Annotated in this window: 12 protein-coding genes; 9 read left to right on the top strand and 3 right to left on the bottom strand. The window is 60.8% G+C overall.

Annotated features, from left to right (window positions below; all coding sequences use genetic code 11):
• Positions 1-23: 23 nt before the first annotated feature.
• Both JFU57_RS31765 and JFU57_RS31770 read left to right on the top strand, forming a co-directional pair.
• Positions 24-1,382 carry a nucleobase:cation symporter-2 family protein gene (locus JFU57_RS31765; protein ID WP_078470745.1) on the top strand — a complete coding sequence of 453 codons (1,359 nt, stop codon included), beginning with the start codon at positions 24-26 and terminating at the stop codon, positions 1,380-1,382.
• A 652-nt stretch (positions 1,383-2,034) separates the two neighbouring features.
• Positions 2,035-2,820, top strand: a complete 786-nt coding sequence (locus JFU57_RS31770; RefSeq protein WP_078470746.1) for an outer membrane protein OmpK — start codon at positions 2,035-2,037, stop codon at positions 2,818-2,820.
• A gap of 57 nt (positions 2,821-2,877) precedes the next feature.
• Here the strand turns inward: JFU57_RS31770 and JFU57_RS31775 are convergent, their stop codons facing one another.
• Positions 2,878-3,654: a FadR/GntR family transcriptional regulator gene (locus JFU57_RS31775; RefSeq protein ID WP_207202255.1), complete on the bottom strand. Its 777-nt coding sequence runs from the start codon at positions 3,652-3,654 to the stop codon at positions 2,878-2,880.
• Positions 3,655-3,820: 166 nt separating this feature from the next.
• Between JFU57_RS31775 and JFU57_RS31780 the strand changes: the two genes are divergently transcribed.
• Both JFU57_RS31780 and denD read left to right on the top strand, forming a co-directional pair.
• Complete coding sequence (locus tag JFU57_RS31780; RefSeq protein WP_201131941.1) at positions 3,821-5,131, top strand: MFS transporter; 1,311 nt, start codon at positions 3,821-3,823, stop codon at positions 5,129-5,131.
• Between the two features lie 15 nt (positions 5,132-5,146).
• Positions 5,147-6,121: a D-erythronate dehydrogenase gene (gene denD / locus JFU57_RS31785; protein WP_201131942.1), complete on the top strand. Its 975-nt coding sequence runs from the start codon at positions 5,147-5,149 to the stop codon at positions 6,119-6,121.
• Here the strand turns inward: denD and JFU57_RS31790 are convergent.
• Together JFU57_RS31790 and JFU57_RS31795 are read right to left on the bottom strand one after the other, a co-directional pair.
• Complete coding sequence (locus JFU57_RS31790; protein ID WP_201131943.1) at positions 6,096-7,307, bottom strand: patatin-like phospholipase family protein; 1,212 nt, start codon at positions 7,305-7,307, stop codon at positions 6,096-6,098. The genes denD and JFU57_RS31790 overlap by 26 nt on opposite strands.
• 47 nt (positions 7,308-7,354) lie before the next feature.
• Positions 7,355-8,287: a lipid A biosynthesis lauroyl acyltransferase gene (locus JFU57_RS31795; RefSeq protein ID WP_201131944.1), complete on the bottom strand. Its 933-nt coding sequence runs from the start codon at positions 8,285-8,287 to the stop codon at positions 7,355-7,357.
• A 121-nt stretch (positions 8,288-8,408) separates the two neighbouring features.
• Here JFU57_RS31795 and minC point away from each other — a divergent pair, with 121 nt between their 5' ends.
• From minC to JFU57_RS31820, 5 genes are all read left to right on the top strand, one after another.
• Positions 8,409-9,146 carry a septum site-determining protein MinC gene (minC, locus tag JFU57_RS31800; protein WP_201131945.1) on the top strand — a complete coding sequence of 246 codons (738 nt, stop codon included), beginning with the start codon at positions 8,409-8,411 and terminating at the stop codon, positions 9,144-9,146.
• A gap of 200 nt (positions 9,147-9,346) precedes the next feature.
• On the top strand, positions 9,347-10,159 hold the full coding sequence (gene minD / locus JFU57_RS31805; protein WP_020295538.1) for a septum site-determining protein MinD: 813 nt from the start codon (positions 9,347-9,349) through the stop codon (positions 10,157-10,159).
• Positions 10,159-10,413 carry a cell division topological specificity factor MinE gene (gene minE / locus JFU57_RS31810; protein WP_019693048.1) on the top strand — a complete coding sequence of 85 codons (255 nt, stop codon included), beginning with the start codon at positions 10,159-10,161 and terminating at the stop codon, positions 10,411-10,413. The genes minD and minE overlap by 1 nt, the downstream gene beginning before the upstream one ends.
• A 90-nt stretch (positions 10,414-10,503) precedes the next feature.
• Positions 10,504-11,139: an RluA family pseudouridine synthase gene (locus JFU57_RS31815; protein ID WP_020295539.1), complete on the top strand. Its 636-nt coding sequence runs from the start codon at positions 10,504-10,506 to the stop codon at positions 11,137-11,139.
• Positions 11,140-11,310: 171 nt separating this feature from the next.
• Complete coding sequence (locus JFU57_RS31820) at positions 11,311-12,153, top strand: lipopolysaccharide kinase InaA family protein (protein ID WP_446739667.1); 843 nt, start codon at positions 11,311-11,313, stop codon at positions 12,151-12,153.
• Positions 12,154-12,242 lie beyond the last annotated feature (89 nt).

Consider the following 12,242-nt stretch of genomic DNA (forward strand, 5'->3'; position numbering starts at 1 on the left):
ATAAAAAAGACCTGAGGTGTTGCATGTCCGAGTTATCCGAACCGCGCATCCCCGACGCGCCTGCGATTCAGCGCCTGCCGCTGCTGCAACTGATCCTGGTTGGCTTGCAGCATGTATTGCTGATGTACGGAGGTGCGATTGCGGTGCCGCTGATCATCGGACAGGCCGCAGGCCTGAGTCGTGAAGAAATCGCCTTCCTGATCAATGCCGACCTGCTGGTGGCCGGCATTGCCACTGTTGTTCAATCCCTCGGCATCGGCCCCATGGGCATCCGCATGCCGGTGATGATGGGCGCCAGCTTCGCCGCCGTCGGCAGCATGGTGGCCATGGCCGGCATGCCCGGTATCGGCATGCAGGGGATCTTCGGTGCCACTATCGCCGCCGGCTTCTTCGGCATGCTCATCGCGCCGTTCATGTCCAAGGTGGTGCGCTTTTTCCCACCCCTGGTCACCGGTACGGTCATTACCTCCATTGGCCTGTCGCTGTTTCCGGTGGCCGTGAACTGGGCCGGGGGCGGCAGCAACGCCGCTCAGTTCGGCTCCCCCATCTACCTGGCTATCGCCGCCCTGGTCCTGGGCAGCATCTTGCTGATTCACCGGTTCATGCGCGGCTTCTGGGTCAATATCTCGGTGCTGATCGGCATGGGCCTGGGCTACGTGCTGTGCGGGCTGATCGGCATGGTCGATCTCAGCGGCATGGCCGAGGCGCCCTGGCTGCAGATCGTCACGCCGCTGCATTTCGGCATGCCGCAGTTCCACCTCGCACCGATTCTTTCGATGTGCCTGGTGGTGGTGATCATTTTTGTCGAATCCACCGGGATGTTTCTGGCCCTGGGCAAGATCACCGGCCAAGAGGTCACGCCCCGCATGCTGCGCCGTGGCTTGCTGTGCGATGCCGGCGCGTCTTTTTTTGCCGGTTTCTTCAACACCTTCACCCACTCCTCGTTCGCCCAGAATATCGGCCTGGTGCAAATGACCGGCGTGCGCTGCCGTTCGGTGACCATCGTCGCCGGCGGCTTGCTGATCGTCCTCAGCCTGCTGCCCAAGGCGGCATTCCTGGTGGCGTCGATTCCAGCCGCGGTGCTCGGCGGTGCGGCCATCGCCATGTTCGGCATGGTGGCGGCCACCGGCATCAAGATTCTCCAGGAGGCCGACATTGCCGATCGCCGTAACCAGTTGCTGGTGGCGGTGAGTATCGGCATGGGCCTGATCCCGGTGGTACGTCCGGAGTTCTTCGCCCACCTGCCGCAATGGATGAGCCCGATCACCCACAGTGGGATCGCCATGGCGACCTTGAGCGCCCTGACGCTGAACCTGTTGTTCAACATCCTCGGCGGCCATGAGCGCGCCGCCGAAAATGCCCGACACGCCCACCCGCACTGATCGCCAATAGGGCGAGCAACGCCTCGCCCCGCTCACCTGCTGCACCGCACGCCCACCCCGGTCGACACCCGGGAGCTGGCGCCGGCCCCCTACGCCCTGACAATAAAAACAACAGAGGCCACAGGATGCGCGCTCCACACTCTCGCTGCCTGACGAGCACCGAACCGTCGGTGGCCATCAACCAGCCCTGGAGGGCTGTGCCCGCGCCTGGGCCGCAAAATGCCCGGCATTGGCCACGTGAGGACTCCCCCTCTTTGCGGACCCCAGTCCAAAGCCAGGCCAAACATGCCCCAAAGTTGTTTCAAGTGCGCTGTTGCGGGGCACTTGAGCCAGGTCACGGGAGCCAGTATTCTCCGCGACCGCGCATATCCGGTGAAAAAAAAAGCCCGGATCTAAAACCTGACCAGAAAGCCAACTTACCCAGGCCCTGGACAGTATCAAGGCGCATTGAATTCAAGCCGAATCCACTCTCAATCGACTGTTTCGCTACAGCCGAGCGGGAGTTTTTTTGCTTTTTAAGCGCGTTGGCTCAGCTCTTGCTATCAGCAATAAAGCTGACCGAATGGATGACTTTTACTGCAATTAAAAAAGGCGCCACACCAGAGCGCCCATTTGAAAAAACGTCGGACCACTTAACTTTGGGAGCAACCGAATGAAACATACGTGCACACGCCTGATGCTTGCAGGATCCTTGCTGGCCGGGGGCCAGGCCATGGCCGGCGACCTGTTGCAATGGCAAAACAACAGCCTGACTTACTTGTACGGCAAGAACTTCGAAGTCAATCCGCAAATCCAGCAGACCGTCACTTTCGAACACGCCGATGGCTGGAAATACGGCGACAACTTCTTCTTCCTCGACCGCATCTTTTACAACGGCAAGGAAGACGGCAACGTCGGCCCGGATACGTACTACGGCGAGTTCAGCCCACGCCTGTCGTTCGGCAAGATCTTCGACCAGAAACTGGAGTTCGGCCCGATCAAGGACGTGCTGCTGGCACTGACTTACGAGTTTGGCGAAGGCGATAACGAGTCATACCTGATCGGCCCGGGCTTTGACCTGGCGATCCCCGGCTTCGACTACTTCCAGCTCAACTTCTACCAGCGCCACACCGAAGGCAGCCGCCCGGGCGACAACGTCTGGCAGATCACGCCGGTGTGGTCCTACACCATTCCAGTGGGCGACTCGAACATCCTGATCGACGGTTTCATGGACTGGGTGGTGGACAACGACAAGAACGCCCGTGGCACCTACCACGCCAACCTGCACTTCAACCCGCAGATCAAGTACGACCTGGGCAAGGCGCTGAACTGGGGTGAGAAGCAGTTGTACGTCGGTGTCGAGTACGACTACTGGAAAAACAAATACGGGATCGAGGATTCGCGCAACTTCGAAACCAACCAGGACACCGCCAGCCTGCTGGTCAAGTACCACTTCTAAGGTCGTGGATGATGCGGCTTGCCTCGGTGCCTGAGGCAAGCCGCGTCGAGCCGGTGCTCAGGAACTGCGCGATCCCGGGCTCTGCCAAAAGGCCGGATCGGCGTTTTTCAGGCGTTCGACCGCGTTATGGATATGGGTCAGAGCCGCCTGCCGCGCGCCTTCCACATCCCTTGCGGCAATGGCCGCATATACTGCGAAATGCTCGGTACGCACCGTACTCGCCAGATCCCGCCGCCGCTCTTCATTGGAGCGCGTGATGCGGATCGCCTCCTTGATGAACTGCGCAATGAATTCATGCAACGAGGGATAAAGCGGGTTACCCGTGGCCTGGGAAATCGAAAAGTGAAAGGCCAGGTCCTGCTCCACTCCATCAAGGCCCGCCTGCTCGGCCGCATCGATGGCCAGCAAGGCCTGATGGATGGCCTGCAACTGTTCCTGGGTATGCCGCTGCGCCGCCAGCGCTGCCGCCTCGCCTTCGATGCCGCGCCGCAACTCGGTGACCCGCAGCACCGCCTCGATCGAGCCGCGCACGTCCAGGTCAATGGTGAAGGCCTTGATATGGGCGCCCTCGCTGACCACCGTGCCACTGCCCTGGCGCACCTCCACCAGGCCGGCTGATTTCAGGCGCGAAATCGCCTCGCGAATCACGGTACGGCTGACACCAAAACGCTCGGACAACACCGGTTCAGTCGGCAGGCGCGAGCCCGGCAGCGCCTCGCCGCTGGCGATATGCGCCTTGAGCGCGGCCGTCACCTGATCCGCCAGCGTGCCCTTGGCCGAGTCCTTGAGCGACGCCAGGGAGTCGACGCGGGAAGAGTTATCAGGCTTGGACATGGGTATCTCTGTATTCAAATGGGCTAACGGTACTGGATTTCCGTTAAGCCGTCGCGTCCGGTCGCCGACCATTGAATTCGTATGATGTATTATGATATCTAAGACACCTCAGCGAGTCCGATAAAAACAAAATCACCCAAAACAAGAAACTAGGATGGGTAAAGACATGCCTGAATCACTGACGCAAACTGCTGCCCGCTCACCCACTGCCTCCCTCGAGGATGTGGCCTACCGCAAAGTTGCCTGGCGCATCCTGCCCCTGCTGTTGCTGTGTTACCTGGTGGCCTACCTGGACCGGGTCAACGTCGGTTTTGCCAAGTTGCAGATGTCGCAAGACCTGCAATTCTCCGAAGCGGTCTATGGCCTTGGGGCCGGGATCTTCTTCATTGCCTACTTCCTCGTGGAAATTCCCAGCAACCTGATCCTGCACCGGGTCGGCGCCCGCCTGTGGATCGCCCGCATCATGATCAGCTGGGGCATCATTTCCTCGTGCATGGCCTTCGTCACCACGCCGACCTCGTTCTACGTGATGCGCTTTTTGCTGGGCATCGCCGAGGCCGGGTTTTACCCAGGGGTGATTCTCTACCTCTCGTACTGGTTCCCCTCCAGCCGTCGCGGCAAGATGTACGCCCTGTTCGCCACCGCCGTGCCGCTCTCGGGGCTGATCGGCGCGCCCTTGTCCGGCTGGATCATGACCGCCCTCAACGGCTTGCATGGCTACGCGGGCTGGCAATGGATGTTCTTCCTCGAAGGGCTGCCGTCGATCCTGGTCGGCGGCCTGGTGATCTACTGCCTCAGCGACCGCATCGCCGATGCCCGCTGGCTGACCCGCGAACAGAAAACCCTGCTGCAAACCCGGATCGAAGCCGAGACCGATGGCCATCAGGTGCACAGCGTCCGCCAGGTATTCCGCCAACCGCGGATCTGGCTGCTGACCGCGATCTACTTCTGCATGATCGCCGGCTTCTACACCGTGGGTTTCTGGCTGCCGTCGCTGATTCGCCAGGCGGGCGTCAGCGATATATTCGAAGTCGGCATGCTCACCGCGATTCCCTATGCCGCTGCGGCGCTGACCATGGTCCTGATCTCGCGCAGCGCCGACCGCCTGCGTGAACGCCGCTGGCACCTGGCGTTGACCGCCGTGCTGGGCGGTATCGGGCTGATGATCTCCGCGACCTGGAGCGACAATTTCACGGTGTCGATGATCGGCCTGACCCTGGGCGCCATGGGTGCCTTCAGCACCTTGCCACTGTTCTGGAGTTTGCCGACGGCCTTCCTCGGCGGCACGGCAGCCGCAGCCGGCATTGCCCTGATCAACTCCTGGGGCAACCTCGCGGGCTTTGTCTCGCCCTACCTCATGGGCTTTCTCAAGGACCTGACCCACAGCACCACGATCGGCATGTACGTCATGGCCAGCGCATTGTTCATCGGTGCCCTGCTGGTCTTCAGAATTCCCGGAAAACTCGTCAATCGCTGATAGTTGGAGTCACTCATGAATATTCTCGTCACCGGCGCGGCCGGCTTTCTCGGACGGCGCCTGATCGAAGCCCTGCTGCAACTCGGCTCGCTCACCAACCGCCACGGCCAGTTGCAGCCCATCACCCGCATCACCGCGTTCGACCGCGAACCTGTGCAAGGCATCACGGACCCTCGGGTCCTGGTCAAAGGCGGAGACATCACCGATGAACAGGTGCTGGCCAACCTGATCGACGCCGATACCGACAGCATTTTCCATCTGGCGGCCGTGGTTTCGAGCCAGGCCGAAAGCGATTTCGAGCTGGGCATGCGCGTCAACTTCAGCGCCACCCAGGGCCTGCTGGAGCGGGCGCGGCAATTGGGCACCTGCCCGAAGTGGGTCATGACCAGCTCGGTGGCGGTGTTCGGCGGGCAACTGCCCCAGGTCGTCGACGACGATCAGGTCTGGGCGCCGCAAAGTTCCTACGGCACCCAGAAAGCCATGAATGACCTGCTGCTGGCCGACTACAGTCGCCGCGGCTTCGTCGATGGCCGCAGCCTGCGCATGCCGACCATCGTCGTGCGCCCGGGCAAGCCGAACCTGGCAGCGTCAAGCTTTGCCAGCGGCATCATCCGCGAGCCGCTCAATGGCCTGGCCAGCGTCTGCCCGGTGCCTTTGAGGACCCGGCTGTGGCTGATGTCGCCGGCCCAGGCCATTGCCAACCTGATTCATGGCCATGAGCTGGCGGCGCAGCGCCTGACTGAAGGCCGGGTGATCAACATGCCCGGCCTGTCGCAAACGGTGGAGCAGATGATCGGCGCCTTGCGCGAGGTCTCGGGCGACGAGGTGGCGCAACGCATTGAGCTGCGTCCGGATGCCAGCATTGAGCGGATTGTCGGCTCATGGCCCGGAGAGTTCAGTGCCCGCTACGCCTGTAGCCTGGGGTTTACCGCCGATGAGAATTTTGCCAGCGTGATCCGCCAGTTCATCCGGGATTACCCGCCCCAGTGACTGGGTTTGCCTCTCCTGCCAGCCCAGTGGGAGAGGCGGCCGCCAACCCGAGAAAGCGCGACAACTCCTCGCGCTTGGCCAAGGCGTCCTTGCGTCCCAGCTCGATCAGTTCGCTGCAATATCCGGACTCGAACAACAGATAGCTGAGCACCCCGGCGCCGCTGGTCTTGGTGGCCCCCGGGCCACGCAAGAACACCCTCAGGGGCGCCGGCAATTCCTGGCGGTGACGGGCGGCGATCTCGTCGATCGGCTGGCTCGGGGCAATTACCAGCACCTCGACCGGCGCCACACCCAGGCCATTGCCCACGAACTCCGGAGGTAACAGGCGGCCGAACTGATTGAGCCGTTGCAACAGTTCGATATCGCTTTCAAGACTGTCAATAAAGGTGCTGTTGAGCATGTGCCCGCCGATCTGCGCCAGGGTCGGCTGCTGCCCGGTGTAGGAGCGCGGCCCGGCAGCATCCGCGCCTCGCGGGTTGCCGCTGACGCCCACCACCAGCACCCGCCGTGCGCCCAGGTGCAACGCCGGGCTGATGGGGGCCGACTGGCGTACGGCGCCGTCGCCAAAGAACTCCTGGTCGATCTTGACCGGCGCAAACAGCAACGGAATCGCCGAGCTGGCCAGCAGATGCTCCACCGTGATCCGCGTAGGCACGCCGACACGACGATGGCGCAACCAGGCATCAATCACCCCGCCGCCCTGATAGAAGGTCACTGCCTGCCCCGACTCGTAGCCGAATGCCGTCACCGCCACCGCGTGCAACTGGTTTTGCTCAATGGCTTCCTGGATACCCGACAGGTGCAACTGATCATTGAGCAAGTCGCGCAATGGCGAGCTGTTGATCAATGCCACGGGAACCTGGGCACCGAGGCCCAGCAGGCTATGGCCGACAAACCGACTGGCCTGGCTGATCACGCCGGGCCAGTCGCTGCGCATCACCTGGTGGCTGCGGAAGTTCTGCCAGAACGCCGTCAGACGCTGGATGGCCGCAGTAAAATCCATGGCACCGCTGGCCAGGCTGACCGCATTAATCGCGCCAGCCGAGGTGCCGACGATCACCGGAAAGGGGTTGGCGGCGCCCGCCGGCAGCAACTCGGCAATCGCCGCCAGCACCCCCACCTGATAAGCCGCACGGGCACCACCGCCAGACAGAATCAGACCTGTGACCGGTTCAACTGGGCTCATCGCAACACTCCGTCCATGGCGTTCAAGGGGGCCTGAAAGAAATCAACTCAACCGCGTTTGGCGTAGAGCTTAGGCTCACCCGGCGGCCGGCTCTTGAAACGCCGATGGGCCCAGAGGTATTGCTCCGGGCATTCACGCAAGGCGGCTTCGACCCACTGGTTGATGCGCAGGCAGTCGGCCTCTTCGGTTTCACCGGGGAAGTCGCTGAGCGGCGGGTGGATCACCAACCGGTAGCCGCTGCCATCGGCCAGGCGTTGCTGGGTGAAGGGCACCACCAGCGCTCGGCCCAGGCGGGCGAACTTGCTGGTGGCGGTCACAGTGGCGGCCTGAATCCCGAAGAACGGCACGAAAATGCTCTGCTTGGCGCCGTAGTCCTGATCGGGTGCATACCAGATCGCCCGGCCCGCACGCAGCAGCTTGAGCATGCCGCGCACGTCCTCGCGCTCAACCGCCAGGGAATCCAGGTTATGCCGCTCGCGACCGCGACGCTGGATAAAGTCGAACAGCGGGTTTTTATGCTCGCGGTACATACCGTCGATGGTGTGCTGCTGGCCGAGCAGAGCGGCGCCGATTTCCAGGGTGGTGAAGTGCAGAGCCATGAGAATCACGCCCTTGCCCTCACGCTGCGCCTGCTTCAGATGCTCCAGCCCTTCGACGTGGGCCAGACGTGCCAGGCGGGGCTTGGACCACCACCAGCTCATAGCCATCTCAAAGAAGGCGATACCGGTGGAGGCGAAGTTTTCCTTGAGCAAGCGCTTGCGCTCGGCCACTGACTTCTCGGGGAAACACAGTTCCAGGTTGCGCTTGGCAATCCGCCGCCGGTCGCCGGCCACCCGATACATCAGCGCCCCCAAAACACGGCCCAGGCGGACTATAAAGGGATAAGGCAGCTGGACCACCAGCCACAACAGGCCCAGGCCCAGCCACAGCGGCCAGAAACGCGGGGATAAAAATGCAGCTCGAAAACGCGGGCGATCCATTACAGATTCCGGACAGACAACAAGGCCGCGCATTCTACATCGGTTCGACCCGGCTTGCGGCTCGCGGGCGTTCTCGTTATAAGTCTCGGCACTTTTAGTGACAAGCCGCTTTATGCCGACCATGAGCCAAACCGAATCGCTAGACCAAGATCCTGTGTTCCAGTTAAAGGGCAGCATGCTCGCCATCACGGTGCTGGAACTGGCCCGCAACGACCTTGAAGGCCTCGATCGCCAATTGGCCGCGAAGGTGGCACAGGCCCCGAACTTCTTCAGCAACGCCCCCCTGGTGCTGGCCCTGGACAAACTGCCGGCCAGCGAAGGTGCAGTCGATCTGCCGAGCCTGATTCGCGTATGTCGCCAGCATGGCCTGCGTACCCTGGCGATCCGCGCCAATCGCATCGAAGACATTGCCGCGGCCATTGCCGTCGACCTGCCGGTGCTGCCGCCCTCCGGCGCCCGCGAACGGCCGCTCGACCCGCAGGAAAACGAGCTGCGCAAAAAACCGGAAAAACCGCCGGAACCGACCATCAAGCCGACCCGTATCATCACTTCGCCAGTACGTGGCGGGCAGCAGATCTATGCCCAGGGTGGCGATCTGGTAGTGGTGTCCTCGGTCAGCCCGGGCGCGGAACTTCTGGCCGATGGCAACATCCATGTATACGGCCCCATGCGCGGTCGCGCACTGGCGGGCGTCAAGGGTGATACCAAGGCCAGGATTTTCTGTCAGCAGTTGAGCGCTGAACTGGTCTCCATCGCTGGCCAGTACAAGGTTTCCGAAGACTTGCGACGTGATCCGTTATGGGGTGCGGGCGTGCAGGTCAGCCTGTCGGGTGACGTGTTGAACATCACTCGTCTTTAACGGATACTGCCGCATTTTCCAAGCATCTCTAAAACGTAGCGAAAACGGCTCAAACGAAGTGGGAAATTGGCAATAGGCGGTGTTTACCGAGGGTAAATCCTGCTGCTGACCGAACTCCAGCCCAGGCTGTCCGACTGAAGTAGTTTTCAAGAGATGTTTTTCAGGGGCTAAAAGTCCTTTTTCCTTAGGGGTGAAACACCTTGGCCAAGATTCTCGTGGTTACATCCGGCAAGGGTGGTGTGGGTAAGACCACCACCAGCGCCGCTATCGGTACCGGCCTCGCTCTGCGCGGCCACAAAACAGTCATCGTCGACTTCGACGTCGGCCTGCGTAACCTCGACCTGATCATGGGCTGCGAACGCCGCGTGGTGTACGACTTCGTCAATGTGGTCAACGGCGAAGCCAACCTGCAGCAAGCCCTGATCAAAGACAAGCGCCTGGAAAACCTCTACGTACTGGCCGCCAGCCAGACTCGCGACAAAGACGCGCTGACCGTCGAAGGCGTGGAAAAAGTCCTGATGGAACTCAAGGAAACCTTCGAGTTCGTGGTCTGCGACTCTCCTGCCGGTATCGAGAAAGGCGCTCACCTGGCCATGTACTTCGCCGACGAAGCGATTGTCGTGACCAACCCTGAAGTGTCTTCGGTACGTGACTCCGATCGCATGCTGGGCCTGCTGGCCAGCAAATCGCGCCGCGCCGAAAAAGGCGAAGACCCGATCAAGGAACATTTGCTGCTGACCCGCTACAACCCCGAGCGCGTGAGTAACGGCGAAATGCTTGGCGTCGAAGACGTCAAGGAAATCCTCGCCGTGACCCTGCTGGGTGTCATTCCGGAATCTCAAGCGGTGCTCAAGGCCTCCAACCAGGGCGTGCCGGTCATTCTCGACGACCAGAGCGACGCCGGTCAGGCGTACAGCGATGCCGTCGATCGTTTGCTGGGCAAAACCGTGGAACATCGGTTCCTTGATGTCGAGAAGAAGGGATTCTTCGAGCGCCTGTTTGGAGGTAGATAATGAATCTTTTTGACTTCTTTCGTGCCAATAAAAAGGTAAGTACCGCGTCGGTAGCGAAAGAGCGTCTGCAGATTATCGTGGCGCATGAACGCGGCCAGCGCAGCACCCCCGATTACTTGCCGGCCTTGCAGAAGGAACTGGTGGAAGTGATCCGCAAGTACGTCAATATCGGGTCCGATGATGTGCACGTCGCCCTGGAAAACCAGGGTAGCTGCTCGATTCTGGAACTCAATATCACCCTGCCGGATCGCTGATCGATCCCGCTGGAGCCACGGCGGCTCGGGACCTGATGCACTGCATCAGGCTTCCGAGCCGCCGTTGGCGTTTGTTACGAGGCTGTTTTAATGCCGCTGTCGAATATCCGCATCATCCATCAGGACGCCGCCGTACTGGTGGTGAACAAGCCCACCCTGCTGCTCTCCGTGCCCGGCCGGGCCGATGACAACAAGGACTGCCTGATTACCCGCCTGCAGGAAAACGGCTACCCCGAAGCGCGAATCGTCCACCGCCTGGACTGGGAAACCTCAGGCATCATCCTGCTGGCTCGCGACCCCGACACCCATCGCGAACTCTCGCGCCAGTTTCATGACCGCGAAACGGAAAAAGCCTACACCGCACTCTGCTGGGGCCAGCCGGAACTGGACAGCGGCAGCATCGACCTGCCCCTGCGCTACGACCCGCCGACCAAACCACGCCATGTGGTCGATCACGAATTTGGCAAGAACGCCCTGACCTTCTGGCGCGTGCTGGAACGTTGCGGCGACTGGTGCCGGGTAGAGCTGACACCGATCACCGGGCGCTCGCACCAGCTGCGCGTGCACATGCTGTCCATCGGCCACCCCCTGCTTGGCGACGGCCTGTATGCGCACCCACAAGCCCTGGCCGCCTGGCCACGCCTGTGCCTGCACGCCAGCATGCTCAGCTTCACTCACCCGCAAAGCGGCGAGCGCTTGCGCTTCGAGTGCCCGGCGCCGTTCTGATTCTTGCCGGAGTCAGCGCCCGTCTCAAAAAAGCCCCTCATCCCAGGGGCTTTTTTGAAACACCTTGTAGTGAAAGAACTCAAAAAAAATGTAACTTAAATGTGAATTTTTTGTGAAATAATGTGAAAAGTTTCGGATCCAAAATTGAAGAAATAAAGGCGGGATGCCAGCGTGCTCAGCAGTATGAATCTTCACATTGATTACCCTTTCACGTTTTCCTTTCTGAACACCACCTTGCATCTTCGTGAGAAACCCTCCAGCAAGGTCGCTCAAGCGCTCAAAAAACTCATCAAACATCGCCACGAAAAAAAGCAGACCCGTGCCAGTGCCCCCCTGAGTACCACCGATACTTCACTGTTCGCCAAAGTCCAGCCCCTGGACAGTTTCAAGGCGAAAGTCCGCGTGACCCTGGGCAAGCCACAACGCAATGGGCGTTTCGACTGGCCCCTGGAAGAGTTGATCAACACTCAGGAAGCCCAGAGTCGCGGGGTCAACATGCCTCCACTGCAGGGTTATGGCTACACCAAGGGGCGCCTGGGGCTGACCCACGAATATTTCATCATCACCCACCTGCTGGAAGACCACATAAACGGCGTGGAGTGGCTGCAAAAGTACCCTGAGAGGATCGAGCAGTTCGTGCGCGACGCCTTCGCCCTGCTGGGTTCCCTGATCCAGAAAGAAATCATCCACATGGATTTCTGGGCCGGCAATATCATGCTGCCGCCTACTGTCGACGCTGAACTCAAAGTCATCGACTTCGAAAACTGCTTTGCCAGGCCTGCCCAACACCACAGCGAAACCCTGGGCTTCCAACTGGGTTTTTTCTATCGGCGGGAAATCTACAAACTGATTACCGAAGCCGATTACGATCGCCTGGTCGATGAGTATGTGGGCCAGCAACAAAACGTCTCATCAGAGAAATTCCACGCGTTCTACCAGCCCAGCAAACATGAGCACGTGGGGCGCAAGCAACGGCGCGACGTCTATCTCAGCGGCCAACTGGTGGTTGGCTGAGCCGCGGGGGCAAGCGGACAACAATCGCCGCGTTGTCCCTGCAATGCCTTGGGCCAATACGTTAAACTCGCGCCACTGCTGTCTGGAGC

It is taken from the genome of Pseudomonas sp. TH07, assembly GCF_016651285.1.
GTDB lineage: Bacteria > Pseudomonadota > Gammaproteobacteria > Pseudomonadales > Pseudomonadaceae > Aquipseudomonas.